This is a genomic window from Ureibacillus xyleni (assembly GCF_900217795.1).
Taxonomy (GTDB): Bacteria; Bacillota; Bacilli; order Bacillales_A; family Planococcaceae; genus Ureibacillus; species Ureibacillus xyleni.
Map to the genome: position 1 here is coordinate 38,323 of NZ_OBMQ01000015.1, position 26,075 is coordinate 64,397.

Below are 26,075 nucleotides of genomic sequence, written 5' to 3' on the forward strand. Positions count from 1 at the left end.
TTTTCACAAAGTAGTTGAATTAAATTTTTAAAACGTTATTTTTTACTATTTTTCATTGTGTAGGCTGCTAAAATCGTAGCGATATAAATGACTACTGTTACAAGTATACTTCCAACAGGGACTTTTCCAGTATTTATATAGTTTTTTACGAGATTAATTGTAAAGAGTACAGATATAAAAAGGCATATATAGAAATGTCGTTTACTTTTATTATTCATGCACGAACCCTCACTAAATTTTATTTTTATTTATGTTATCAGAAGTAAATACCCATCGCAAAGAGTGTTAAGATAGACTATAGATATTAGTCAAATGTGAGGAATTTTAATATGAATTATTTATCGATGATATTCTTCCAAATTGTCGCACCGATTTTATTACTACTAATTGTAGGGGTGTTGTTACAGAAGAAGTTTCAATTTAATTTAAAGGCAATGTCCCAACTGATTACATACTGTTTTATGCCAGTAGCAGTATTTTTGAATATTTATGAGACAACGATAGAATTGTCTGTATTAGGGCAAGTGGCAATTTTCATTATGTTGTTTATAGGGTGCCAAATGCTCTTAAGTCATTACATCGCAAAAGTTTTAAAGCTAAATCGAATGGAATCTGCTGTATTTAAAAACAGTGTTGTGTTAATTAACTCTGGAAATTATGGAATCCCTGTAGCACAAATGGTCTTTTCTACACAACCAATAGGGGTCGCAATCCAAGTAATTCTTGTTATTTTTCAAAATATGACGACCTATACATATGGCCTGTATAATTTAATTTCATCTACAAAATCAGGGGTAGAAATAGTAAAAGATTTTGTAAAAATGCCCATTGTTCATGGTTTAATTTTGGGGGTAATTTTAAATGTATTAAATTTTGAAATTCCTCAAACAGTAAGGATTCCCTTAGACCATATTTCAGAAGGGTTTATTGCAGTTGCTTTAATTACACTTGGGGCACAGCTATCCCAAATTGAATTAAAGACAATGATTAATAAGACGATTGTAATTAGTTGTTTTACGAGACTAGTAGTAGGACCTGCAACGGCACTCTTGATTATTTATTTGTTAGGATTAGATGGGGTAGTGGCACAATCATTATTTATTGCAAGCGCCTTTCCAACTTCCAGAAACAGTTCAAGCCTCGCTTTAGAGTATGATGTAGAGTCAAATACTGCAGCTCAAACCGTGTTGTTTTCAACAATTGTTAGCTGTATAACCGTAACGATTGTTATTTATTTATCAACTATATTGTTTACTTAACACCTTTCAAATGGAAGGTGTTTTTTGTTTACAATAAAAAAGCTTTGCATTCCGAACAATCTCGAAATACAAAGCTTTTGGATTTGGACATCAATGAAGTGAGATTAGGATCTTGTAGAAAGATGCATAATCTTAAACGATCAAATTATTGACCTACTTTTGAAAGGTAAGGGTTTGAAAGATCCATTCCATCTAAAGTTAGACCAAGTGCTTTTGCTACACCTTCACCATAAGCTGGGTCAGCTAAGTAGCAATGTAAAATATGGCGACGTTGAATGAATTCCTCAACACCTTGTAAGTTTGCAGCAGTGTTTTCGAATAGACGTTGTTTTTCTTCTGCTGTCATTAAGTTAAATAGCTTACCAGGTTGCTCGAAGTAGTTGTTGTCATCTTCACGGAAGTCATAGATGCCAGCACCACCATCAAGCTCTAGTAATGGCTCTTTTAAGTCAGGGTTGTGTTCCCATTCACCATAGCTGTTTGGCTCATAACCTAATGTAGAACCTAAGTTGCCATCAAAACGCATTGCACCATCACGATGGAATGTACGGAATGGGCATTTTGGAGCGTTTACAGGTAACATATAGTGGTTTACACCTAAACGGTAGCGTTGGGCATCAGCATAAGCGAAAATACGTCCTTGTAACATACGGTCTGGTGAGAAGCCAATACCAGGCACAATATTAGAAGGAGCAAAAGCCGCTTGTTCCACTTCTGCAAAGTAGTTGTCTGGGTTTTTATTTAATTCGAACTCACCCACTGGAATTAGAGGGAAGTCTTTTTTATACCAAACTTTTGTTAAGTCAAATGGATTGTATGGTAATTCTTTTGCTTGTTCTTCTGTCATCACTTGGATGTACATTTTCCATTTAGGGAATTCTCCGCGTTCAATTGATTCATAAAGGTCGCGTTGAGAAGACTCACGATCCTTACCGATAATATCAGCAGCTTCAGCATCTGTTAAGTTTTTAATTCCTTGCTCTGTACGGAAGTGGAATTTTACCCATACACGTTCATTTTCAGCGTTAATGAAGCTATAAGTATGAGAACCAAAACCGTGCATATGACGGTAACCATCTGGAATACCACGGTCAGACATTACGATCGTTACTTGGTGTAATGCTTCTGGTAGGGATGTCCAGAAATCCCAGTTACTATTTGCGTTATGCATATTTGTACGTGGGTCACGTTTAACTACATGGTTTAAGTCTGTGAAATGTAATGGATCACGGAAGAAGAATACAGGTGTGTTGTTCCCAACTAAGTCCCAGTTACCTTCCTCAGTATAGAACTTTAATGCAAAACCGCGAATATCACGCTCTGCATCTGCAGCACCACGTTCACCAGCTACTGTTGAGAAACGAGCGAACATTGGTGTTTGTTTCCCAACTTCAGAGAAAATTTTTGCTTTTGTATATTTTGTAATGTCGTGAGTTACAGTGAAAGTACCGAATGCGCCAGAACCTTTTGCGTGCATACGACGTTCAGGGATCACTTCACGGTTAAAGTTTGCTAATTTTTCTACTAACCAAACATCTTGAAGTAAAAGAGGTCCACGTTTTCCAGCAGACATTGAATCATGGTTACTTACTACTGGAGAACCACCAGCAGTTGTAAAACGACGGCTTTTATCATTAGTCATATTAATTACCTCCTAAAATAAAACTCTACGTAAATTACTATAACAAATACAAATCGTAATTTCTACTAAATTATAATAATTCTTTTTAAGAAATTTATATTTTATAGTTTTTACTATTTAGAGGTTGGAAATGGAAAGGTCATTACAATCGTTGGCATGTCGCATTTTGTTGTAATTACTCGATATATCTGTATCTTATACAACCCTAATTAAGGTGATAAGTAATGGGAAATTGCAAGAATTTATTACGGAAAAAGGCATTTTCAGTACCCTTATTGAAAATGGAGTTACCTAATTGAAAATAGAATTGTTAAATGTTATTGAAAAAGCAACCAGTTATGTTAAGTTTTCTAAATATACACCGACAGTTAAACATAACAATACTTTGAAAGGATTTTAAAAAATTGGAATTAACAGTAACATTTATTATTTTAGGTTTAACAATTTTATTGTTTACGACAAATAAAGTTCGAGGAGATTTAGTTGCTGTAACTGCTTTACTTGCTTTTGTTGTATTTGGTATATTAACCCCAACTGAAGCGTTAGCGGGCTTTTCAAATTCTGTTGTTATTATGATTGCAGGTCTTTTTGTTATAGGAGCTGGACTATTAAGAACAGGACTAGCTGGGATAGCTGGCAATTTACTTTTAAAATGGTCTGGGGATAGCGAGTTAAAGTTGTTTATCTTACTGCTGATTATCGTTGCAATAGTCGGGGCATTTATGAGTAATACGGGTACTGTTGCTTTAATGTTACCGATTGTTGTAAGTATTGCAATGAGTATAAAGGTTAGCCCATCCAAGTTTTTATTACCACTATCATATATAGCAAGCATGTCTGGTCTTATGACATTAATTGCATCTCCACCAAACTTAATTGTTAGTCAAACACTTGAGGATAATGGGTTTGGAAAATTAGGATTTTTTGATATTACACCAATTGGAATTATTGCTACGATTACAGTGATTGTTTATTTGGTTATTGTTCGGAATAAGTTATTGCCCAATGAAAAAAGTAGAGTAAATAATGATGCGGGCTATAAGCTATCTCCGAAAAAAATCGTACAAGAATACCACTTAAACAATCGGCTCTTTCGAATTTATGTTCCTGAAAACTCAAAAATTATTAATCGTCCACTTTCTGATTTGAAATTACCGGCAATGTACCAAATTTACATTATGAAAATCCATCGTCATCAAAGTGAAGGGATTAAACTTATGCCAATTACTTATCAGGAAATGGCAGGACCCTCTAGCATTATACATCCTACCGATGAATTTTATGTTCAAGGTGAAAAACAGGATGTAATGAAATTTGTTGAGGATTATGGTCTGGAGCTAAGAGAATTTGAAACAGAAGATAAAGGGTATCTTATTTCGAAGCAAATTGGCGTTGCTGAAGTTTTATTAACTCCTCAATCTCGTTTAATTGGAGAAACGGTAAGTAAAATTGGTTTCCGTGAAAAATATAATTTGAATATATTAGGGATTAATCAAAAAGGGGATTATTTATTACAAAATATGGCGAACAAAAAGCTGCGTTTCGGGGATGCTATTTTAGTACAAGGGGCATGGGAGGAAATTGAACTTTTGTCTAGAGAGACCCATGATGTTGTCGTTGTAGGTAAACCGAAAGAACATGCTGGTATGGCTGCGGCAACGGGGAAAGCTCCAATTGCTGCTATTATTTTATTGTTAATGGTTGGCTGTATGGTATTGGAAGTATTAGATGCGGTCATTTTAGTATTAATTGGCGCTGTATTAATGATAATTACCGGCTGCCTCCGTAATATGGATGATGCCTATGAAAAGATAAATTTTGAAAGCATTGTACTAGTTGCTGCTATGCTTCCGATGGCAACAGCACTACAAAAAACCGGTGGAATGACGATAATTTCTGACGGGATGATTGATATGCTTGGTCGTTATGGTCCTTATGGGGTCTTAATTGGGATATATTTAATTACCATTATTTTTGGGCAGTTTGTTAGTAATACTGCTACTGCTGTATTATTTGCACCAATTGCCATGAATGCCGCAATAATAATGGATGTGAGTCCCTATACCTTCATGATTGCGGTTGCTGCAGCTGCAGGCATGGCCTTTGCCACACCAATTGCTTCTCCCACAAACTCGTTAGTATTGACGGCTGGTGGATATAAATTTATTGATTTTGTCCGTGTCGGGGTACCTTTACAAATTATTATGTTTATCGTCATGATGATTGCTATTCCACTAATTTATCCGTTTTAAAGTTAAGGCAGTTTCCAAATGGAGGCTGTCTTTTTATAATGTCGTGAAAGTACGAGTTGCTACCCATCTATTACACATTTGAAAGTTCTATGTCATATATGTAAAATACATCTTTTTCATGTGTCGAATATTGTTGAAATTGCAAATTTTTATCTTCAAAATGAAAGTAATGGAGGTGCGAAGATGAATGTACAAGAGACAGAGCAATTTTTAATTCAATATAAGAACGAAATGCTTTTAAGTGATTGTTGGTACAAAAATAGAATAACTGAAATTAGAGAAATTAATGAATACATACCTACTACTGATGAGTTGATTTTTGGCGCAAAAGTTGCTTGGCGCAATAGTAACCGATGCATTGGACGCCTTTTTTGGCAATCGCTACAAGTCTTTGATGAACGTCTACTAGAAACTGAAGAACAGATGTTTCAAGCTCTACTTCGACATATTCATTATGCAACGAATAACGGCAAAATTCGACCGGCAATTACAATATTTAGAGAAAATGATGTTCGAATTTGGAACTATCAATTAATACGCTATGCTGGATATGAAGGAGAAAATGGTGTCATTGGTGATCCTGATTCTATTGAGTTTACGAAGGTTTGCCAACAGCTTGGATGGGAGGGGGAAGGAACTCCTTTTGATATCTTACCTATTGTTATCCAAATAGGAGAAAATGATCCAAAACTATTCTCAATCCCAGAAGAGTATATACTCGAAGTTCCAATACGTCATCCGCAGTATGAATCATTTTCTGAACTTGATTTAAAGTGGTATGCGGTCCCACTCGTATCAAACATGAAATTAAGTTGTGGAGGAATCCAGTACAATGCTGCACCATTTAACGGATGGTATATGGGAACGGAAATAGGCGCGCGTAATTTTGCAGATGAATCACGTTATAATATGCTTCCTAAGGTTGCTGAACTTATGGGTCTTGATACAAAATCAAATATTTCACTATGGAAAGATCGCGCTCTTGTGGAGTTAAACCTAGCTGTTCTTCATTCCTTTAAAGAAGATGGTGTAAGTATTGTGGATCACCATACAGCTAGCCAACAGTTTAAGTTATTTGAACAACAGGAAATAGCAGAAGAGCGACAAGTGACGGGAAATTGGACGTGGCTTATCCCACCTGTATCGCCTGCTACTACCCACATTTTTCATAAGCCAATAGCCAATATTATAAAAAAGCCAAATTACTTCTATCAAAAAAATCCTTATTAAAATAAGAGATGTGCCAAAGTACAGCACATCTCTTATCTTTTCTTCAAGATCATATCAATTAGCTCATCCCGGTCAATTAAATATACATCGTTTGATTCGGCTAATTTTTCTGCTTGTTTTGTAAAGTAACTATTTGTTACAACCCATGCTTGTGTTGCATCATACATTTTTAGTGCACCGATAATTTCTTGAACCGCCTTTACACCAACTGAGCCTGAATAACGTTTTGCTTGAACAGCGATGGTATCTTCACGATCTTTTAAAATTAAATCTGCTCCGAAATCTCCCGAAGTTTTTGTATAAGATACTTTAAATCCACGTTGTTTAAAAAGTAATCCTAAATATTGTTCAAACTCTTCACCTGTCATCGCATCAATTTGTTTAATCCCGGCTTTTCTAAGGCGAGCAAAGCCTCGAGTCCCACGCCATATTTTGAAAAAAACTACAAGTACAACAAATACAATGATAGAAGCAAGAGCACCATTTGTAGATTGCGTATAATACCAACCAGCATAACCAACTACGGCTAGTAATAGTAATGATGGAAATAATCGGATTCGTTTCTTCTTCTCTTTGCGTTTTCGCAAAATGGTTAACCCCTTTTAATACAATATTAAAGCTATTGTATCATAAAAAGGGTACGTATGTTTGTATTTATAAGTAACGCTCTTTTGCACCTATATAAGAAGAAATAAACAAAATGATGGATGAAATGATAAATAATAGAATTGGCATATCCCAGCTTAGTGTTGAATCGTGCAAATAGCCAAATAATACAGGTCCTACTGCTGCAAGTAAATAACCGACTGATTGGGCAAAACCTGAAATTTGCGCGGCTTCATAGGCTGTTTTTGTGCGTAAAGTAAAGAACATTAAAACAAGTCCAAAAGATGCACCACCAGCAAGACCAATAAGAATCATCCATAGAACGGTTAATTCTGTCCATTTGAAGTATACACCAATAAATCCGATGATATAGCAAACGGTAAAGAAGACTACAATCAAACGTTGAGATTTTAACTTTTCCGAAAGTATTGGAATTAAAAAAGTCATTGGGAGCTGCGAATATTGCATAATGGAAGTCATCCATCCTGCGCTAGATTCTGTGAAACCTTGTGAAATTAAAATTTCCGGCAACCAAGTTGTTGAACAGTAGAATAACAGAGATTGGAATCCCATAGCGATTGCGATTGCCCAAGCTAATGGGGATTGCCAGATTTTATTGTCATTCCCCTTATTATTGGAAGAGCCCAATGTACTTAGGTCTACTTTTTCTCCTCGTAAAAGAGGAATCCAAACAATTAAAGTAACTAACGTGACCACGATGGAAGAGGCTAAAGATCCTTGCCATCCAAATTCAGGATTTGATGCAATTGGATTACTAATTCCTAAGGCTACCCCAGCTGAAACATTCATAGAGACGGTATAAATACCAGTTAAAAGACCAATATGATATGGATATTTTAATTTAAAAAAGCCTTGCATTAATACATTCCCAAAAGCGATTGCAATTCCTATGAGGGCAGTACCAAATATTAATAAGGAAATGGAGCCAAATGAACGTAATGCTATCCCAATGGTTAATAAAATAAGTGAATAATATAATGTTTTCTCCATTCCAAACTTACGTGAAATACCAGGTACAAAAGGTGAAACAATTGCAAATGCTAATAAAGGAATGGTTGTTAAAAATCCTGCTAGTACATTGGATATTCCAAGTCCTTCTCGAATATCGCCAATGATTGGGCCTACTCCTGTTATTGGTGTTCGCATTGTCATTGCAAAAAATATGATGGCAATGACAAAAATAACAGTTGAAGTTGATTTTTTCGATATGTTTTTTTTGTTTGTTTTAAGTGTAGCCACTATAATGCCTCCAAAATTTCTATGGTATTACTACTTCAAAAGAACAAATGAATAAAGCCAAAATAAATCATACAACTTTCTACTCTAATAAAACAATGAACAAAATTAACTTAACTTACTATTTGCAACTTCACTACAATCGATGTACATTTATTAGTTGGACATACTGTTTATATGTGGACAACAAAGGAGATCGCATCATGAATGACACAGAAAAAAGTAAACAACCGCAGCAAGAGCTGAAAAGGGGGTTAAAAAGTCGCCACATTACTATGATTTCATTGGGCGGGACAATTGGTACAGGATTGTTCTTAGCGAGTGGGGCATCCATTGCACAAGCTGGGCCTGGTGGGGCATTAGTTGCTTATGCTTTAATTGGAATAATGGTGTACTTTTTAATGACGAGTTTAGGAGAAATGGCTGCCTATATGCCAACTTCAGGCTCCTTCAGCACTTATGCGACAAAATTTGTAGACCCAGCATTTGGATTTGCGATGGGTTGGAATTATTGGTATAACTGGGCAATCACAATAGCAGCTGAAATATCAGCAGTAACATTAATTATGAAATATTGGTTTCCAAATAGCTCCTCAGCACTTTGGACGGTATTGTTTATTATAGTTGTACTCGCATTTAATTTATTATCGGTTAGGGCATATGGTGAAGGTGAATATTGGTTCGCTATGATTAAGGTTGTAACCGTAATTATCTTTATTATCGTATCCTTTTTAATGATTTTCGGAATTTTAGGGGGAAATGCCCCAATTGGTTTCGAAAACTTTATTGAAGGCAATGCGCCGTTTAATGGTGGGTTTTTAGCCATCTTCGGTATTTTTTTAGCGGCTGGCTTTTCATTTCAAGGAACTGAATTACTAGGAATTACTGCTGGGGAAACAGATGACCCAGGTAAAAATATACCAAAAGCAGTTCGTTCTGTATTTTGGAGAATTTTACTGTTTTACATTTTAGCCATACTCGCAATTGGCTTATTAATTCCTTATACAGATCCAAGACTATTATCTGAAGATGTTGCAGTATCACCATTTACGTTGGTTTTTGATAAACTAGGAATCGCCTTTGCTGCTTCTGTTATGAATGCAATTATTCTTACAGCAATGCTATCGGCCGGAAATTCAGGTTTATATGCGTCTTCCCGAATGCTCTGGCAATTAGCAGTAGACGGGAAAGCACCAAAGATTTTTGCGAAATTGAGTAAACGAGGAATTCCTGTTTACGCGTTACTAGCAACATTAGCAGTCGGATGTTTAGCGTTTTTATCATCATTTTTTGGCGATGGTTTGGTATACATGTGGTTATTAAATGCTTCTGGTTTATCCGGTTTTATTGCGTGGGTCGGGATCGCAGTAAGTCACTATCGTTTTAGAAAAGCGTTTGTCCTCCAAGGTAAAGATCCTTCGCTTCTTCCATATAAGGCGCCGTTATATCCATTTGGCCCATTGTTTGCGTTTATCGTATGTATGATTGTCATCATTGGGCAAAATTACACGGCAATTCTTGGAGATTCTGTTGATTGGTACGGCATTGCAGTTTCCTATATCGGAATTCCATTATTTATCGCTCTTTGGGTTGGATATAAAATTAAACATAAAACAAAAGTTGTTCCACTTGAAGAGTGTGACCTAAATAATTAAAATAAGGAAAATCGGCAAAATTCAAAGACAATTTGAAATTTTGTCGATTTTTTTACACTTAAATTATGTATGAAAAACATCGAAGAAAGCATCGATGATTAATATAATAGAAGTATGTAAACCTGAGTAAAGGATGTTGAAAATATGACTGTATCAACAGGATTTAATAAAAAAATTCAAAAATGGGTATTGAACGAGCATGGTGAAGTAGCATTTCAACCTTTCAAAGTGGATGGTAACCCTTATAAATCAAAAATCTTTTTAGTTAGTTCAACACCAGAACCTTGCCTTTCCGTCGATCCTCATGATTTAAGACTACATATTGATTCATTAGCGGATTCAGCAATTTTCCAAGAGCTGTACTTTGATGAGTTGAAGTCGTCTTCTAGGGAGTATAAAGGCTGCTTAAATTTTGTTGCTTGGGCAAAGGAACAACTGGGTGAAAATGTCGTCTTATCCTATATCAATTGTCTATATACAGAAAGCCCGCAACAACTAAAACTTCTGAAAAAACAAAATGATCCAATTTATCACCGAGGACTAGAAGTGTCTAAATTAGTGTTAAATGAATTTTCACCCAAAATTTTAATTGTCCAAGGTACCACTGCATGGAAATACTTCCTTGAACGTTTTGAGTCGCAATTAATAGACTTTAATTCAAAAGACTTAACAGTTCAACAGTTAGAATCGATTGGGACAGTAGCTAAATTACAGCTGGAAAATGGAGACGTTGTGAATATTTTAGTATGTCGGAGTATGGGCTATTTTGGAAAGGGAGGCACATCGTTTACAGAGTTTAAGAACGCGTTAGAACAGTTATTATAATGATGCAAAACCGAACATTCTTATTAGTGAATGATAGATTTACTACTAATTTCCGAATAATTTGAATCATCTTATTATTTATAAGGTTATTGCATTCGACATTATTCGTGTTTATAATGAGAACATTCTTAATAAAATCTTTACATTACATAATATATCACTCATATAATAGCGGGAATATGGCTCGCGAGTTTCTACCAACTTACCGTAAATAAGTTGACTATGAGAGGCAATGTTTTGATGACGAATGTTCTTCAATTTGGAGAGTACTTGTGATCTTTTTACTTTCGAAATTTCACTCGGAAGACTTGTCCCACTCATAGGGATTAGTTTTCCGAGTTTTTTTATTGTCTAAACTTATATGGAGAGGATTAACAACTATGAAAGCGTTGAAAGACAAAATTTTACAAGAGGGTAAAGTGCTATCAGATACTGTTTTAAAAGTTGATACATTTTTAAATCACCAAATTGACCCGCAATTAATGAGAGAAATTGGGGAAGAGTTTGCGAATCGTTTTACAGATGAAGTGATTACAAAAATTTTAACGATTGAATCTTCAGGTATAGCACCTGCAACAATGTTAGGTTTAGTAATTGGAGCTCCAGTAGTATTTGCACGTAAGAAAAAGTCGTTAACTCTAGTAAACAATGTGTATTCATCTAAAGTACATTCCTTCACGAAAAATGAAACAAATGAAATATCTGTTTCTAGAGACTTTTTATCACCAGATGACAATGTATTAATCATTGATGATTTCCTAGCAAATGGAGAAGCAGTGAAAGGCTTGCTCGATATAGCACAACAAGCTCGTGCCAATGTGATTGGTGTAGGGATTGTTATTGAAAAAGGATTCCAACAAGGTGGACAAAACTTACGGGAACAAGGCATTCGTGTTGAATCTTTAGCAAATATCAAAACTTTAGCAAATGGACAAGTTGAATTTTTTGATTAATTAATCGACTAACCTAAGGAGGATGTTCAAATGAACAACGCAAAAGCAACGACGCTTGGTATTCAACATTTACTTGCTATGTATGCAGGTGCGATTTTAGTGCCATTAATCATCGGGGGAGCTTTAGGGTTTGATTCTTCTCAAATGACTTATTTAGTAGCGATTGACATTATGATGTGTGGTATTGCAACTTTGCTTCAAGTTATGAGAGGTAAAGCTTTCGGAATAGGTTTACCTGTAGTATTAGGTTGTACATTTACGGCTGTGTTTCCAATTATCGCTATTGGAACAGATAAGGGGATCGGTGCGATTTACGGAGCAATCATTGCTTCAGGAATCATTGTTGTGTTAATTTCAGGATTCTTCGGAAAGTTAGTGAAATTTTTCCCACCAGTAGTTACTGGTTCTGTAGTAACAATTATCGGGATTTCTTTAATTCCAGTCGCGATTAACAATATGGGTGGCGGACAAGGTGCACCTGATTTTGGTTCAGCATCGAATATTACATTAGCTATGACGACATTAGTAATTATTCTATTAATCTATCGTTTCTCAACAGGGTTCACTCGTGCAATTTCAATTTTATTAGGTTTAGTTATTAGTACAGTAATAGCTGCATTTATTGGAAAAGTAGATTTTTCACCAGTAGTAGATGCATCTTGGTTCCATATGGTGCAACCTTTCTACTTTGGCACACCAACATTTGATATTGGTGCAATTATTACAATGACTTTAGTAGCAATGGTTTCCTTAGTAGAATCTTCTGGGGTTTACTTTGCACTAAGTGATATTACAAAACAAAAAATAGATTCAAAGGATTTAGCTCGTGGATATCGTTCAGAAGGGTTAGCTTCAATTATTGGCGGTATTTTCAACGCATTTCCATATACAACATTCTCTCAAAACGTTGGACTTTTAAAGATGACAGGTGTTAAAGAACGTAAAGTTATCATCTTTACAGGGGTTATGTTAGTGGCTCTAGGCTTCTTACCAAAAGTGGCCGCATTAACAACAATTATTCCAACAGCTGTTCTTGGCGGAGCAATGTTAGCGATGTTCGGTATGGTAGTAACACAAGGGATTACAATGTTAGCACCAGAAATTTCTCTTTCACCAGAAAACGCTATGGTAGCTGCCATTTCAGTAGGACTTGGTGCAGGTGTTGTATTCGTACCAAATATCTTCGCAGTATTACCTGAGGGGGTTGCAATCTTAACTTCGAACGGAATTGTTTGTGGTTCTGTTACAGCTATCGTGTTAAACATCGTATTTAATATGATTGGTTCGAAAAAAGTTGACCCAATGCATACGGAAGCTCCGGAAATGATAGATGTTGCTAAAGTGGCAGAAGTAAAATAATGAACGGGTGTTTCTAAACTTCTTTTTATGGGAGTTAGAAACACCTTTTTATTTTGGGCGAAAACAGTTGCTGTTTCTGACCGTGAATCCATGTATGAAGATGGAAAATATGAGGGGGTTTACTCAAAATGGTATTCATAAGTCCGATGAATACAAAAATAAAGAGTAATTCTATAATAAATAGTATTCATAAAGCTAATGAATAAAAAAATAAATGATGAATCTATTAAAAAACGTAATCATAAGACACATGAATAAGCAATCCTGTGAGAAATCATTCCAAAATTTTAACCCCGATAAAAGAAAATGCATAAAACTGGTTATCGCGAAACCACATCCTCTAATTTAGGTAATGCCTCAATTGCGCCCATTTTTTCGCAAACAAGGGCTCCCACTTTATTGCCGAATGTAATTATCTCTAGCCACGCATCAAAAGGTATTTCATGCGGCGTTTCTTTTTTACTTAACTGATACAAAACCGCCCCAACAAATGCATCACCAGCACCTGTTGTATCCACTGCATTAATTGAAATTGAAGGAACTATTTTAGATTCCATATGATTTGAAAAATACGTTCCTCTCTCACCTAAAGTAACGGCGATAGAACGAGCACCAAGAATATGAAGAGATGTAACTGCTTTTTTCATTTCCTGTTCACCCGTTATGAGAACCAATTCTTCTTCACTTAACTTTACAAAGTCACTATGTGAGATATATTTTAACGATAAATCTTTGAAAAGCTGCTCTTGCCCATTCCATAAATCACCCCTGAAATTAGGATCAAAGGAAATGAAGCATCTATTCTTTTTAGCCAATGTGAACAATTCAAAATAGGTTTGCTGTAACGGTCCCGGAAGTAATGCAGTTGCTGAACCAAAATGCATCATCTTCATGCTTTGGATAGAAACCACTGAAATTTCCTCCATCTTTAAGTGAGCATCTGCACCACGATTAAATGTAAAATCTCGTTCACCATTTTCTTGCAGCGATACGAATGCAAGCGTAGTAGGGTGATTTTGATCTTTCATTAAAAAGTTAGTATGAACATTCAATGAGTGCAGCATGTTTTCAAGAAATAACCCAAAAGGATCTGCACCAACTTTCCCTAAAAAGTAAGCAACCCCGCCTAATTTCGCAATAGCTGCACAAACATTGGCAGGGGCGCCGCCAGCATGTTTTATAAAAGTTTGCCCTTGTTGAAGGTTTACATTTCGTTCATTGCAAAAAAAATCTATTAATAGTTCACCAATACATAAAATCGAATGAGTCATATAATGTTCCTTTCAACTGTGTAAATTTACCACTCATTATTATAGATGAAAATCATAGACTATGAAAAATTATATTGCATTTCATAAAATATTGTGTATAATAATGACTTGTTGACCGATATCGTAATTTGGTCATTTTTGATTGGAGGTAAGTGAGTGGACCGCAGACAAGAAATATTACAGGGTGCAACAAAGTCTTTCTCTATGTTTGGCTATAAAGCGACAACGATGGAGCAAGTAGCGAAATTAGCGAATGTCGGAAAAGGGACAATTTATAATTTCTTTACGAATAAGGAAGAGCTTTTGCAAGAAGTGGTTATTTCAATGATTCGCGACATGAAGGCAGAAGCAGAGCAAACACTATCTCCAAATGCGAGTTTTATTGAAAATGCCCATAACGGACTTATGAAAATGCTTCAATTCCGTGAGCAGCATTTACTGTTTGCGAAGTTGATAGAAGAAGAAAAGGCAATTCAAACTCCTGCTGTCAAACAAATGTTAGTGAAGATAGAAGAAGAAATCGTTACTTTTTTAGCTGATCGCCTTCGTATAGGCATTGAGAAAAAAGAAGTTCGCCCGTGTAATCCAAACCTTGTAGCCTACCTATTATTAAAATCTTACTTAGCGATGATTGTTGATTGGCAATTAACACATGAAGAAGCACTCCATGAGCAAGAAATATTAGAGCTTTTTAAAGAGACGATCTTTAGAGGTATTGCTACAGCACCTTAAAAAATTTGTTTTCATTAGGAAAACAGATTTTTTATACAATAAAGTGACCGGATGACAAAAATGGTCATATAGTTTTTAGGAGATGATAATTTGTTAAAAGCAGAATGGTTGAAAATTTTTAAAACGAGAAAAATGCTCATCCCAATCATTGCGATCCTATTCATTCCTGTTTTATATAGTGGTATGTTCTTATGGGCATTCTGGGACCCTTACTCACATTTAGATAGCATTCCAGTAGCGATAGTTAATGAGGATAAAGGTGCTGTCTTAGAAGGTGAGGAGCTTACTCTAGGTGATACCCTCACAGAGAATCTCATTGATGGCAAGCAATTCGAGTTCCATGTAGTAGATCCTGATGAGGCGGAAACGCAATTAAGGGAACAGGATTACTATATGTTGATAAAAATCCCTGAAAACTTTTCGCAACATGCAACAACATTACTAGAAGAAAAACCTGAGAAACTAACGATTGAATATATTCCAAATGAAGGCTTTAACTTTCTAGGTGCTCAAATTGGTGATACGGCCGTGCAACGTATTAAAGCAGAGGTTAATACACAAGTTTCGAAAACGTATGCTGAAAAATTATTTACTTCAATTACAACTTTAGGTGATGGTGTAACAGAGGCAGCAGATGGAGCAACAAAAATAGATGATGGTGCACAAAAGATTACAGCTGGGGCTGAAGATTTACATGGCTATTTAGAACAGCTTGCTGCAAGTACAATTGAACTTTCTGATGGATCAAAGGCATTACAAGAAGGTACGCAATCAGCAAATGCTGGGGCGAATCAATTGTCAGAGGGTCTTAACCAATTACAAAATGGTATGGCGCCTTTAGCAGATGGTGCCAATGCAGCAAATACTGGAGCAGCACAATTGAAACAAGGTATAACAGAATATACAAATGGGGTTGCGAGCTTAGCTGAAGGGCAACAAACTGTTACAACTGGTGGTCAAGATTTAGCTTTAAATTTAGAGAAGTTAGCTAATGGCACTGCTGGTCTTGATGACAATATCGCTTCTTTAACAGATGGATCTCAAGATGTTACAGCAGGCTTAGCGCAATTATCAGCTGCACTACAACCAGTGTTAGCGAATTTACCCCAAGAAAGTAAACAACAGATTGAAAAGTCTTTAGTAGAACTTCAAACAGGTAGTGCACAAGTAAGTGGAGGATTATCACAACTTCAAGAAGGTACAGTTGGAATTGATGATAATATTGCAGCTTTATCACAAGGTGCAGCTGAATTAAATAAAGGTCATCTTAAAATTGCAGCTGGAATTGATGAGCTACAAAAAAATTCAAAAGCACTTATAACAGGTGCCTCTGATTTAGCGAATGGTAATGAAAAATTAGCAGCAGGTATACAACAAGTTGTAGCAGGTACGAACAGTGCGGCAAATGGAGCAAATTCATTGTCAGAGGGTCTAAATCTATTAGTAAATGGCTCTTCTAAATTATCAAATGGCACGTCTCTTCTTTCAGAGAAATCTAATGAACTTGCACAAGGGTCAACAACATTAGTAGATGGTTCAAAGGAATTATCTGATGGTACTTCTACTTTAGCGGGTAAATTAACAGATGCTAGTGGAAAAGTTGACGTTAATGTTTCTGATGAGAATTATGAAATGTTAGCTGCACCAGTTGAGGTAGAGAAAACATCCGTTAACCATGTTCCAAACTATGGTTCTGGTTTTGCTCCATACTTCATATCATTAGGTTTATTTGTCGGTGCACTTTTAGTGACGATTGTTTTCCCATTGGTGGAACCAGCTACGCGTCCAACAAGTGGACTTAAGTGGTTCTTAAGTAAAGTGTCTGTATTAACAGTAGTAGGTATTATTCAATCTAGCATCACTGCATTTGTAGTGATTGGTTGGTTAGGATTAGAAGTTGATAACTTATTATTGTTTATGGGTACATCCTTTATCACGAGCTTTGCATTTTTGGCTTTAATTCAGTTACTAGTATCAGTTATGGGAGATCCGGGCCGTTTTGTAGCAATTTTGATTTTAATTTTACAATTAACTACAAGTGCTGGTACGTTCCCAATAGAGCTAGTTCCTAGTCAGTTGCACATTTTCAATGCATTTTTACCAATGACATTTTCAGTGCAAGCCTTTAAAACAGCAATTTCAAGTGGGGATACATCATTCTTAATGCACGATTGGTTAATACTGGGTGTATACCTCGTTGCATGTCTAGTGTTATCTTTTGGATATTTTGCATTATTATTTAATAAACGATATTCAAAACAAACTGAACAAGCATAAAAAAGATTCGCAAGGCAATGTGTCTTGCGAATCTTTTGCATTTACTCTGCATTTGGATAAATCATTTTCTTTGGATCAACATATTCATTAAATTGTTCTTCTGTTAAAAGCCCTAAAGAAATGGCAGCCTCTTTTAAAGTAGAACCATCTTTATGTGCTTTTTTCGCAATTTTGGCTGCTTTTTCATAGCCAATATAGGGGTTAAGTGCAGTTACTAGCATTAATGAGTTCTCCAAGTTTTTCTCAAGAACTTCCATATTCGGTTCAATGCCAATCGCACAATTATCATTAAATGATTTCATGGCATCTGCTAATAAACGAGCAGATTGCAAGAAGTTATAAATAATAACAGGTTTAAATACATTTAGCTCAAAGTTTCCTTGTGATGCTGCGAAGGCAATTGTAGCATCATTACCGACAACTTGTGTAACGACCATTGTCATGGCTTCGCTTTGAGTTGGGTTTACTTTACCGGGCATGATTGAACTACCTGGCTCATTTTCCGGAATCGTAATCTCACCAATTCCACTGCGCGGCCCACTTGCTAGCCAACGTACATCATTGGCAATTTTCATTAAATCCACCGCTAAAGCTTTTAATGCCCCGTGAGCTGAAACAATTTCATCATGGCTCGTTAAAGCATGGAATTTATTTTCCGAAGAGGCAAAATCCTTTCCGGTTAAAGTACTGATTTCCTCTGCTACCATGTCTCCAAATTTCGGGTGTGCATTTATTCCAGTACCTACTGCAGTACCACCAATCGCAAGGTCTTTTAGAAATTGTGTGTTCACCATAATCATTTTTTCACTTTTAACAAGCATATGGTGCCAGCCGCTAATTTCTTGGCCTAGCGTAAGTGGTGTTGCATCTTGCAAATGCGTACGTCCTATTTTAATAATGTCATTAAATTTCTCTGACTTTTCTTTTAAGGTTGCCTTTAAAAGTTGAAGTCTAGGCATTAAATAGTTCTCCACAATCTCAACTGCTGCAACGTGTAAAGCAGTAGGGAATGTATCATTAGAGCTTTGTGATTTATTCACGTCATCATTAGGATGAACTCGGTCACTAACACCTTGCTCCTCTAACAGTTGATTGGCGCGGTTAGCAATCACTTCATTTACATTCATGTTGGATTGTGTGCCACTGCCTGTTTGCCATACGACAAGAGGGAAATGTTCATCCCATTTACCGGCTAAAATTTCATCGGCTGCAGTTACAATGGCGTTTGCTTTGATTTCAGGGAGTTTACCTAATTTTTTGTTTGCAATTGCTGCTGCTTTTTTTAATGTTGCAAATGCGCGGATGATCTCAAATGGCATTTTTTCTTCCCCAATTTGGAAGTTCTCTTTACTCCGCTGAGTTTGGGCACCCCAAATTTTATCCGCTGGTACTCGCACTTCACCTAAAGTGTCTTTTTCGATACGATAATCCATTCTACCAACTCCTTTGTAAAGTATATGTAAGCAATATATTGAAATAGAATTCATAATATAAAGTGACAAATCTATAATAGATTTGCCACTTTTATATAAATTTATTCGAGAATCTGAGGGGTTCTCTTCGAATAAAGAGGTTTTAAGATAATGATAATAATTATCAATTAAGATGACGAATTAATCATCACATTTTTGTAACTATGAAAAAAATTAAACACCGCTTGTTTGATAAGCTACTTTGCTTAACGAACAGGCGGTGTTTTAGTTGGTATTCACTTTATATGTCACCTCTAAAGTATTATATAATTTTTACGTAAAAGTCTTTACCGTTATAAATACCATCAACATTCATATTTCTTCGATTTTGATAGTAGTTTACTATGGATCTACCTAAACCAGAATGGCCATTTAAATATGCCCCAGGTTCAATTTTTTTCCCTGGATTATGAAAATCAAAATATAACCGTATATCATGGGACATGTTTTCTAAAATATCAACAAAATCTTCATGGGGAATGTGGATTCCACGTGTATAACGGCACTCTCTTCGGTACGTATCATGTGATACATTAATTGGGGTAGTCTCATTGACAACTCGAAATTGCGGCATAAAATCATCTCCTTATCATATAAAAATATTATACCAACAAAATGCTAAAAAGTCAGAAAATTAGATTAGTAACTTACCAATCTTGATGTTGCATTTCTTCTGCAACCATTTGAAGATCATAGGCATTGATTTCAATGATTTGATACGGATGGGTTTCGCTAAAGCGTTGAGCTAATTTTTTCACGTATTTTGGAGATGCTTCATTGTCCTCGTCATATATAAGAAGAAGGGCATCTGTATTTTGAATAATAAATTTATCCCTTTCGATAAACTGCCAAGGTGCTTCGTAAGGTCGCTTTGTAACGCTCGTGACAAAATCCGCATGAGCAACAATGAATTGGTATTTTTGTTGCTTTAGTTCATTCCAGTTTTTCTCTTGCTCTAGGAAGGGGGTAATAACAGAGTATTTTATATTATATTCATTTTTAAGTTGGAGTATGACTTCAGCAGCCCATGTTTCAACGCCTTGTTGACCACTAATAACTACCCATTCAAGTCCGTCATCTAACAAAATACGTAATTGGTTTTCAATGGCCTTTTTAATAATTGCTACACCAGGATGTTTATCATTAAAAATCCCCAGCTCATGGGGTCTATATCCAGTTAAATAAATTGTTTTCATTCCTTTCACCTCATGTTTTATCATAACGCAAAAAAGGAAGTATTCGAAAGAATTCGAACACCTCCTAGAAATGGTAAAAAATTATTAGTGTACCAGGTATGCTGTATTAAGCGAAAACTTTTCTAATACGCTCTAGTGCCCAATCGATTTCTTCTTTAGAAATAATTAGTGGTGGAGCGAAACGGATTACAAAGTCGTGCGTTTCTTTACACAATAGTCCTAAGCTCATTAATTCTTCGCAATATTTACGAGCAGGTTCGTTTAATTCCACACCGATGAATAATCCTCTACCACGAACTTCTTTAATAGAAGGGTGGTTGATGGAACGTAATTGTTCTTGGAAGTAGTTTCCGAGTTCAAGGGATTTTTCAGTTAAGTTTTCTTCTTCAAGCACTTCTAAAGAAGCTAATGAAACTGCACATGCTAGTGGGTTACCACCGAATGTTGAACCGTGAGAACCAGGGTTTAAAACACCAAGAATATCATTGTTTGCTACAACAGCTGAAATTGGGAATACACCGCCACCTAATGCTTTACCAAGGATAATGATGTCTGGCGTTACGTCTTCCCATTGGTGAGCGAACATCTTTCCAGTACGAGCAAGACCTGTTTGGATTTCGTCTGTAATGAATAAAACATTATTTTCTTTACAAATTTGTTCTGCTGCTTTTAAGAAGCCTTCTGGTGGCATAACGATCCCAGCTTCCCCTTGGATTGGCTCAAGCATAAACGCCGCTGTATTTGGAGTAATAGCAGATTTAAGCGCCTCAATATCACCATAAGGAATTAGTTTAAAGCCTGGTAACATTGGTCCAAATCCACGTTGGTACTCTTTTTCAGATGAAAGGGAAACAGCACCCATTGTACGACCGTGGAAATTTCCGTTACAGCCGATAATTTCAGCTTTGTTATCTTCAACACCTTTTACTTCATATGCCCAACGACGAGCCACTTTAATAGCAGATTCAACAGCTTCAGCACCAGTGTTCATTGGTAATACCATGTTTTTACCAGTTATTTTCGTTAATTTGTCGTACCAAGGACCCAGTTGATCATTGTGGAATGCGCGAGAAGTTAAAGTAACACGATTTGCTTGATCAATTAACGCCTGAATAATCTTTGGATGACGGTGACCTTGGTTTAGTGCCGAATAAGCAGAAAGCATATCCATATATTTATTGCCTTCAGGATCCTGCACCCATACACCTTCAGCTTCCGAAATAACGATTGGAAGTGGATGATAGTTGTGTGCACCAAGGTTTTCAGTTAACTCAATTACTTGTGATGATTTCGTAGTCATTAAAATTCCTCCTTATTATGTGAACGTCAAAAATCGTTTGTCGCCATTATATAATTGACTGTAAAAAAACTATTATTACATTATTAATTCCCCATCAATCATAAATTATTGATTTATCTTCAAAATGCAATTCGTTATACTTAAAGTATAAGCAATTTTTATGCCAATTAATGAAGCCAGTATTATTGATTAGTCTGGATAAGTTTGCAAAATAATTTTGCGCAAAAAAATTAAAAATAAGCTTTTCGCAAAATAATTTTGCGGATATGATTGTGTTTGAGGTGTGAAAATGAATTTAAAGCAATCAATTTTAACTAACTTATATAAAGAAATTATTGAACGTGTTAGTGTAGGCATTCACGCGGTAGATTATGAAGGTAAAACCATCATATATAATAAAAAAATGCGAGAAATGGAAGCAATGGATGGAGAAGATGTTTTAAATAAAGACGTTCGTGATGTATTTCAGTTTCAGGAAAATCAAAGTAGTACACTATTACAATCACTTGAACAAGGCGAAGAAATTATCAACGTAAAACAAACGTACTTTAATAATCGTGGAGTTGAAATTACAACAATTAATAATACATTTCCTTTAAGAATTAATGGGAAAATCTGTGCCGCGGTTGAGATTGCAACGGATGTTACGAAGATGGAGAAGCTAGTGCGTCGAAATTTGCGCCAAACTAAAACCGACTTTACATTTGAGCATATTATAGGTTCTAGTATTGAGTTAAAAGAAGTTATTACACTAGCCAAGCGTGCAACTCGTACGAACTCCAGTGTATTGATCATCGGTGAAACAGGTACAGGTAAAGAACTTTTTGCTCAAAGTATCCATACCGAAAGCGATCGTGCAAGTGGACCATTTATTTCACAAAACTGTGCGGCATTGCCGGATTCATTGATTGAGGGGATGCTCTTTGGCACAACAAAGGGAGCTTTTACAGGGGCTATTGATAGTCCGGGTTTATTTGAACAGGCACAAGGTGGAACTCTTTTATTAGATGAATTGAATTCACTAAATATTTCACTACAAGCAAAACTTTTACGCGTTTTACAGGAGAGAAAGGTGCGTCGAATAGGCGGAGCAAAAGAAATTCCTATCGATGTTCGTGTGATTGCAACCATTAATGAAGATCCAATTGATGCAATTGCCAATAACCATTTACGAAAAGACTTATATTACCGATTAGCAGTTGTGACTCTTTTTATTCCACCGTTGCGAGAGCGAATTGGGGATATTCCCATTTTAGTAGAGGCATTTATTAAAAAATATAATCAATTATTTAATTTGGATGTACAAGGGGTTTCTAGTCAGGTATTTCAATTTTTTGAATCTCATAGTTGGCCGGGGAATGTTCGAGAGTTGGAGCACGTAATTGAAGCATCGTTAAATTTACTGAACCATGAGCAATTAATTGAGTTTCATCATCTTCCATATCAATATCGAAAAAGTGAACCGAAACAACATATTTCAACTGAATCAATTGAGATTAAAAATAATGCTAAAACTACTTTGCTTGATCAACTAGCTTCTTTTGAAAAGCAATACATCGAGCAATCACTAAAGAAACATAACAATCATATTACGAACACAGCACAAGGTTTAGGAATTAGCAGACAAAGCCTTCAATACCGGATGAAGCGTTTAAATATCAAAATTTAAAGCATTAGGGGGTGTGAAAAATGGATATGACGATGGGGTTACAACAAAAACTAGAAACCAAAATGGCACTTACACCTCAGCTGAAACAATCATTGGAGATTCTACAATATTCATTACAAGAACTTGAAACGTATATTAGAGAGCAAGCAGATTCAAATCCATTGATTGAATTAAAAGAACCTTCAACGATACAGATGGCACGTTTACCAGAAGGAGATTATTCCAGAAATATTAGTAATGAAAATGATTATGACCCATTTAGTCAAATTGCAAGTGGTGAAAATTCACTAGAGCTGTACCTATTAGAGCAGCTTGCGATGCAAAAGGGATTATCGCGAATTGAAAAAAAAGTAATAGTTTACTTTATTCAAAGTTTAAATGATGTCGGGTATTTAGATTGTGATTTAGAAGAGGTTGCTGAGCAATTTGATTTATCTGTTCAGCAATGTGAAACCATACTTCAAATCTTGCAAAGCTTTGACCCAATAGGCATTGGTGCAAGAAACTTGATTGAATGTCTGTCTTTACAATTACGCATTAAAGCTGATGCCCCATCATTGACTTTATTATTTGTTCAAAATCATTTAGAACAATTGGCAGATCGTAAATTTCAACAGTTAGCAGATCAATACGAAATTGAAGTGAAAGATGTTGAGCAAATTTTTACATATATCAAGCAGTTAAATCCACATCCTATCATCGAAGCGAATGTACAAAAAACAGAATATATTATACCGGATATTATCGTAGAAAAATTCAATGGTGAATATATTATTCGAGTAAATGATATTTCTTTACCTCAAATTTCAATTAATTCTTATTATGAAGAATTACTTCGAGCAAATGCAGATGATGAAACAAATCAGTATTTGAAAACAAAACTTTCGGATGCAGTTCTATTAATCAAAGGGATTAAGCAACGTCATGAAACCCTTTATAAAGTAATAAATATTATCTTAAAAAAGCAGAATACTTTTTTAGACCTTGGAAACAAGGGATTAAAGCCATTACGTTTAAAAGATGTCGCTAGTGTTGCAGAACTACACGAGTCTACAATTAGCCGCACAATTCATAAGAAGTACATTCAAACGCCAAAAGGTATTTTTCCAATTAAAGCTCTTTTTGTACGAGGTGTCACAACAGAAAGTGGAGAGACAGAATCGACTATTGTAGTAAAAGAAAAAATTAAATTAATCATCGAAAAAGAAGACACAGCGAAACCATTATCTGATCAAAAGATTACTAAAATATTACTGGATGAAGGTATACAAATTGCAAGAAGAACAGTGGCGAAGTATCGAGAAGAGCTTGGAATTTTGCAATCTACTAAGAGAAAAAAGGCAAAAACGTAAAAAAGGCCATCGCACCTTAGATGGCCTTTTTATGCTTTTGTAATAGCCTTTGAAGAAGGAAATAACTCATGAATATCATCAATAATGATACTGTAAGCCTCAATTTTAGCTTCACAATAATGTGTTAACTCTTTGTAAGTTGAAAACACATCTGCTCGTTCTAAACATTTTTTATGGTATTCCTCTACAAACTTTTTCTTAAATTCTATTCTTTTTAAAAGTTCTTCAATATTTTTCTCCATAAAATCAACTCCCTCCACGAAAGTATGAGTAAATATGTGGAATTTTATACAATATATATGAATAAAATTTCTGTTAGTAATGAAGTGCTCAATAGGGCAATACTAATCATAAAAAATGATGATAGGAGCATAACAATGCCAAGAAAGTCTCCCCAAACAAATGAAGAAACGGATTTAGAGAAAATAGTGCAAATACCAAATAGCCAAATAGAGGAAATCGAAAATTTAACAAGAATGTTAGCTGCTGTGTTAGATTATTTAACAGACGAAGATAATGAGGAAATTGACGTTGAATTTATGTTAGACAATACAGAGGGTCTTCGGGAATGGCATAAACAATACCGAGAAAGTAACCGAAAAGTAATTGAAGAAGAAATTAAAGAATCTCTTGAAAATTTATCTTTTGAGGAACTTCAAAAAATTCGTGAACAAATTAAAGGGAAACCGAACTAAGTAGGGGAAAATGAGTGGATGAAGAAAGAAAAGAACGTTTGGAACAATTATTAGAAAAGCAAAAACAAAAGGAAAGGGAAGTTGAAGAAAAAAGAGAATATGAAATGATACTAGAGGTAGTACAAGACCTATTTCCAGATGGTGCAGTTGAAATTTTATCTAGGGAAGCATCAGATAAAGTTATAGATAAATTATTTGATGAATTCTCATTTGCGTTTACCGGCATTGAATGGTCAGTTATGACTTATAAAGCCGTATTTTCAAACAGTATTGACTATGAAAGTGCATTAGCAGAGTTGCTATTGAAAAATCATAGAATACAAAGTGAATTATGTTATATTATCGATCTGAATCATAAACATGTCATTCAAACGAGATGGATGGAGTTTATTTATAGAATAGAAGAAATTCGAATGTGGGATCGATATATTTATTCGCCCCAACTGAAATTGGTTATCGAATTTCCTTCAAATGATATTAAAGTGGGATGGAAAAAAAGTTAAATATTCAAGTGAACCGAATTGGGCTCAGTTGAACTAAGCTTTTTTAATTAAAAGGGGATAGACAATGAAATTAGAAACTCAAAGACTAATATTAATACCTTGTACAGAAGAGGCATTACAAATGATATCAACAACAGATGAATATAATATAGGCCCTCATATTGATATGTATTTAAGAGAATTAAAAGAGGATTCTTCTCTCATAGGCTGGGGTGTATGGCTTGTTATCAATAAAGAAGATAACACAATTATTGGCGATATAGGATTTAAAGGAAAACCTGATTCAGAAAATACTATTGAAGTAGGATATGGAATGATCCCCTCTGCTCAAAACAAAGGCTATGCAACAGAAGCAGTTAGTGAAATTATAAAATGGGCCTTCTCTTTTGAAAATGTAGAAAAGATAGTCGCTGAATGTTTTAATGATAATCTTGCTTCGATAAGAGTGTTAGAAAAACTGCAAATGAAAAGAACAGAACCTGAGGATAATATGTTGAGATGGGAATTAAATAAAACAAATTGATTCCATGGTCAGTACTTTTTATTAATTTCAAAAAAATAAGCCGTATG

At 35.4% G+C, this 26,075-nt stretch carries 24 protein-coding genes and 1 riboswitch; of the genes, 14 read left to right on the forward strand and 10 right to left on the reverse strand.

Annotation, left to right across the window (positions count from 1 at the left end):
* Window positions 1-35 precede the first annotated feature (35 nt).
* Window positions 36-218, reverse strand: a complete 183-nt coding sequence (locus tag CRO00_RS17010) for a hypothetical protein (protein WP_097074869.1) — start codon at window positions 216-218, stop codon at window positions 36-38.
* Between the two features lie 111 nt (window positions 219-329).
* Between CRO00_RS17010 and CRO00_RS17015 the strand changes: the two genes are divergently transcribed.
* Complete coding sequence (locus CRO00_RS17015) at window positions 330-1,259, forward strand: AEC family transporter (RefSeq protein ID WP_097074870.1); 930 nt, start codon at window positions 330-332, stop codon at window positions 1,257-1,259.
* A gap of 145 nt (window positions 1,260-1,404) precedes the next feature.
* Here CRO00_RS17015 and CRO00_RS17020 read toward each other — a convergent pair whose 3' ends face one another.
* Window positions 1,405-2,901 (reverse strand): catalase, encoded by a 1,497-nt coding sequence (locus CRO00_RS17020; RefSeq protein ID WP_097074871.1) that lies wholly within the window; start codon window positions 2,899-2,901, stop codon window positions 1,405-1,407.
* A 404-nt stretch (window positions 2,902-3,305) separates the two neighbouring features.
* Between CRO00_RS17020 and CRO00_RS17025 the strand changes: the two genes are divergently transcribed.
* Complete coding sequence (locus tag CRO00_RS17025; RefSeq protein ID WP_097074872.1) at window positions 3,306-5,153, forward strand: SLC13 family permease; 1,848 nt, start codon at window positions 3,306-3,308, stop codon at window positions 5,151-5,153.
* Between the two features lie 183 nt (window positions 5,154-5,336).
* Complete coding sequence (locus CRO00_RS17030) at window positions 5,337-6,383, forward strand: nitric oxide synthase oxygenase (RefSeq protein ID WP_097074873.1); 1,047 nt, start codon at window positions 5,337-5,339, stop codon at window positions 6,381-6,383.
* A 32-nt stretch (window positions 6,384-6,415) separates the two neighbouring features.
* Here the strand turns inward: CRO00_RS17030 and CRO00_RS17035 are convergent, their stop codons facing one another.
* Together CRO00_RS17035 and CRO00_RS17040 are read right to left on the reverse strand one after the other, a co-directional pair.
* Complete coding sequence (locus CRO00_RS17035) at window positions 6,416-6,970, reverse strand: restriction endonuclease (RefSeq protein ID WP_237658463.1); 555 nt, start codon at window positions 6,968-6,970, stop codon at window positions 6,416-6,418.
* A 67-nt stretch (window positions 6,971-7,037) separates the two neighbouring features.
* Complete coding sequence (locus tag CRO00_RS17040; RefSeq protein WP_237658464.1) at window positions 7,038-8,249, reverse strand: CynX/NimT family MFS transporter; 1,212 nt, start codon at window positions 8,247-8,249, stop codon at window positions 7,038-7,040.
* Window positions 8,250-8,449: 200 nt separating this feature from the next.
* On the opposite strand from CRO00_RS17040, the gene CRO00_RS17045 reads away from it, so the two are divergent.
* The 4 genes from CRO00_RS17045 to CRO00_RS17060 all read left to right on the forward strand — a co-directional run bounded on the left by CRO00_RS17045 (window position 8,450) and on the right by CRO00_RS17060 (window position 13,038).
* Window positions 8,450-9,901, forward strand: a complete 1,452-nt coding sequence (locus CRO00_RS17045) for an amino acid permease (protein ID WP_097074875.1) — start codon at window positions 8,450-8,452, stop codon at window positions 9,899-9,901.
* Window positions 9,902-10,045: 144 nt separating this feature from the next.
* Window positions 10,046-10,726, forward strand: a complete 681-nt coding sequence (locus tag CRO00_RS17050) for a hypothetical protein (protein WP_097074876.1) — start codon at window positions 10,046-10,048, stop codon at window positions 10,724-10,726.
* Window positions 10,727-10,867: 141 nt separating this feature from the next.
* A riboswitch (purine riboswitch) is annotated at window positions 10,868-10,969 on the forward strand.
* 137 nt (window positions 10,970-11,106) lie between these two features.
* Window positions 11,107-11,679: a xanthine phosphoribosyltransferase gene (locus tag CRO00_RS17055; RefSeq protein ID WP_097074877.1), complete on the forward strand. Its 573-nt coding sequence runs from the start codon at window positions 11,107-11,109 to the stop codon at window positions 11,677-11,679.
* Window positions 11,680-11,709: 30 nt separating this feature from the next.
* The gene (locus tag CRO00_RS17060) at window positions 11,710-13,038 is read left to right on the forward strand and encodes a nucleobase:cation symporter-2 family protein (RefSeq protein ID WP_097074878.1); all 1,329 of its coding nucleotides are present in this window, start codon (window positions 11,710-11,712) and stop codon (window positions 13,036-13,038) included.
* Between the two features lie 320 nt (window positions 13,039-13,358).
* Here the strand turns inward: CRO00_RS17060 and CRO00_RS17065 are convergent, their stop codons facing one another.
* The gene (locus tag CRO00_RS17065; protein ID WP_097074879.1) at window positions 13,359-14,309 is read right to left on the reverse strand and encodes a carbohydrate kinase family protein; all 951 of its coding nucleotides are present in this window, start codon (window positions 14,307-14,309) and stop codon (window positions 13,359-13,361) included.
* Between the two features lie 156 nt (window positions 14,310-14,465).
* On the opposite strand from CRO00_RS17065, the gene CRO00_RS17070 reads away from it, so the two are divergent.
* Together CRO00_RS17070 and CRO00_RS17075 are read left to right on the forward strand one after the other, a co-directional pair.
* A complete protein-coding gene (locus tag CRO00_RS17070) occupies window positions 14,466-15,041 on the forward strand; it encodes a TetR/AcrR family transcriptional regulator (RefSeq protein ID WP_097074880.1) in 576 nt (191 codons plus the stop codon).
* Between the two features lie 90 nt (window positions 15,042-15,131).
* Entirely contained in the window at window positions 15,132-17,318 is a 2,187-nt protein-coding gene (locus tag CRO00_RS17075) for a YhgE/Pip family protein (protein WP_097074881.1), read from the forward strand.
* Between the two features lie 41 nt (window positions 17,319-17,359).
* Here CRO00_RS17075 and fumC read toward each other — a convergent pair whose 3' ends face one another.
* The 4 genes from fumC to CRO00_RS17095 form a co-directional block, all read right to left on the reverse strand.
* Window positions 17,360-18,751, reverse strand: a complete 1,392-nt coding sequence (gene fumC, locus CRO00_RS17080) for a class II fumarate hydratase (protein ID WP_097074882.1) — start codon at window positions 18,749-18,751, stop codon at window positions 17,360-17,362.
* A 301-nt stretch (window positions 18,752-19,052) separates the two neighbouring features.
* The gene (locus CRO00_RS17085) at window positions 19,053-19,364 is read right to left on the reverse strand and encodes a hypothetical protein (protein WP_097074883.1); all 312 of its coding nucleotides are present in this window, start codon (window positions 19,362-19,364) and stop codon (window positions 19,053-19,055) included.
* A 73-nt stretch (window positions 19,365-19,437) separates the two neighbouring features.
* Window positions 19,438-19,986 (reverse strand): SLOG family protein, encoded by a 549-nt coding sequence (locus CRO00_RS17090; protein ID WP_097074884.1) that lies wholly within the window; start codon window positions 19,984-19,986, stop codon window positions 19,438-19,440.
* Window positions 19,987-20,092: 106 nt separating this feature from the next.
* Window positions 20,093-21,286: an ornithine--oxo-acid transaminase gene (locus tag CRO00_RS17095; RefSeq protein ID WP_097074885.1), complete on the reverse strand. Its 1,194-nt coding sequence runs from the start codon at window positions 21,284-21,286 to the stop codon at window positions 20,093-20,095.
* 289 nt (window positions 21,287-21,575) lie between these two features.
* Between CRO00_RS17095 and CRO00_RS17100 the strand changes: the two genes are divergently transcribed.
* Window positions 21,576-22,955, forward strand: a complete 1,380-nt coding sequence (locus tag CRO00_RS17100) for a sigma-54 interaction domain-containing protein (protein WP_097074886.1) — start codon at window positions 21,576-21,578, stop codon at window positions 22,953-22,955.
* 20 nt (window positions 22,956-22,975) lie between these two features.
* Window positions 22,976-24,307 carry an RNA polymerase factor sigma-54 gene (rpoN, locus tag CRO00_RS17105; RefSeq protein WP_097074887.1) on the forward strand — a complete coding sequence of 444 codons (1,332 nt, stop codon included), beginning with the start codon at window positions 22,976-22,978 and terminating at the stop codon, window positions 24,305-24,307.
* Between the two features lie 29 nt (window positions 24,308-24,336).
* Here the strand turns inward: rpoN and CRO00_RS17110 are convergent, their stop codons facing one another.
* On the reverse strand, window positions 24,337-24,549 hold the full coding sequence (locus CRO00_RS17110; protein WP_097074888.1) for a hypothetical protein: 213 nt from the start codon (window positions 24,547-24,549) through the stop codon (window positions 24,337-24,339).
* Between the two features lie 135 nt (window positions 24,550-24,684).
* On the opposite strand from CRO00_RS17110, the gene CRO00_RS17115 reads away from it, so the two are divergent.
* The 3 genes from CRO00_RS17115 (at window position 24,685) to CRO00_RS17125 (ending at window position 26,028) form a co-directional block, all read left to right on the forward strand.
* Window positions 24,685-25,002 (forward strand): hypothetical protein, encoded by a 318-nt coding sequence (locus CRO00_RS17115; protein ID WP_097074889.1) that lies wholly within the window; start codon window positions 24,685-24,687, stop codon window positions 25,000-25,002.
* Window positions 25,003-25,016: 14 nt separating this feature from the next.
* Window positions 25,017-25,505: a hypothetical protein gene (locus tag CRO00_RS17120; protein WP_097074890.1), complete on the forward strand. Its 489-nt coding sequence runs from the start codon at window positions 25,017-25,019 to the stop codon at window positions 25,503-25,505.
* A 64-nt stretch (window positions 25,506-25,569) separates the two neighbouring features.
* A complete protein-coding gene (locus CRO00_RS17125) occupies window positions 25,570-26,028 on the forward strand; it encodes a GNAT family N-acetyltransferase (protein ID WP_097074891.1) in 459 nt (152 codons plus the stop codon).
* Window positions 26,029-26,075: the final 47 nt, after the last annotated feature.

What these genes read in the sequence shown, in the direction of transcription:
- CRO00_RS17090 (WP_097074884.1), bottom strand. Translation starts at nt 19,986, where the DNA reads ATGAAAACAATTTATTTAACTGGATATAGACCCCATGAGCTGGGGATT.
- CRO00_RS17010 (WP_097074869.1), bottom strand. Translation starts at nt 218, where the DNA reads ATGAATAATAAAAGTAAACGACATTTCTATATATGCCTTTTTATATCT.
- CRO00_RS17065 (WP_097074879.1), bottom strand. Translation starts at nt 14,309, where the DNA reads ATGACTCATTCGATTTTATGTATTGGTGAACTATTAATAGATTTTTTT.
- CRO00_RS17085 (WP_097074883.1), bottom strand. Translation starts at nt 19,364, where the DNA reads ATGCCGCAATTTCGAGTTGTCAATGAGACTACCCCAATTAATGTATCA.
- CRO00_RS17115 (WP_097074889.1), top strand. Translation starts at nt 24,685, where the DNA reads ATGCCAAGAAAGTCTCCCCAAACAAATGAAGAAACGGATTTAGAGAAA.
- CRO00_RS17060 (WP_097074878.1), top strand. Translation starts at nt 11,710, where the DNA reads ATGAACAACGCAAAAGCAACGACGCTTGGTATTCAACATTTACTTGCT.
- CRO00_RS17100 (WP_097074886.1), top strand. Translation starts at nt 21,576, where the DNA reads ATGAATTTAAAGCAATCAATTTTAACTAACTTATATAAAGAAATTATT.
- fumC (WP_097074882.1), bottom strand. Translation starts at nt 18,751, where the DNA reads ATGGATTATCGTATCGAAAAAGACACTTTAGGTGAAGTGCGAGTACCA.
- CRO00_RS17110 (WP_097074888.1), bottom strand. Translation starts at nt 24,549, where the DNA reads ATGGAGAAAAATATTGAAGAACTTTTAAAAAGAATAGAATTTAAGAAA.
- CRO00_RS17055 (WP_097074877.1), top strand. Translation starts at nt 11,107, where the DNA reads ATGAAAGCGTTGAAAGACAAAATTTTACAAGAGGGTAAAGTGCTATCA.
- CRO00_RS17125 (WP_097074891.1), top strand. Translation starts at nt 25,570, where the DNA reads ATGAAATTAGAAACTCAAAGACTAATATTAATACCTTGTACAGAAGAG.
- CRO00_RS17015 (WP_097074870.1), top strand. Translation starts at nt 330, where the DNA reads ATGAATTATTTATCGATGATATTCTTCCAAATTGTCGCACCGATTTTA.
- CRO00_RS17095 (WP_097074885.1), bottom strand. Translation starts at nt 21,286, where the DNA reads ATGACTACGAAATCATCACAAGTAATTGAGTTAACTGAAAACCTTGGT.
- CRO00_RS17020 (WP_097074871.1), bottom strand. Translation starts at nt 2,901, where the DNA reads ATGACTAATGATAAAAGCCGTCGTTTTACAACTGCTGGTGGTTCTCCA.
- rpoN (WP_097074887.1), top strand. Translation starts at nt 22,976, where the DNA reads ATGGATATGACGATGGGGTTACAACAAAAACTAGAAACCAAAATGGCA.
- CRO00_RS17050 (WP_097074876.1), top strand. Translation starts at nt 10,046, where the DNA reads ATGACTGTATCAACAGGATTTAATAAAAAAATTCAAAAATGGGTATTG.
- CRO00_RS17030 (WP_097074873.1), top strand. Translation starts at nt 5,337, where the DNA reads ATGAATGTACAAGAGACAGAGCAATTTTTAATTCAATATAAGAACGAA.
- CRO00_RS17045 (WP_097074875.1), top strand. Translation starts at nt 8,450, where the DNA reads ATGAATGACACAGAAAAAAGTAAACAACCGCAGCAAGAGCTGAAAAGG.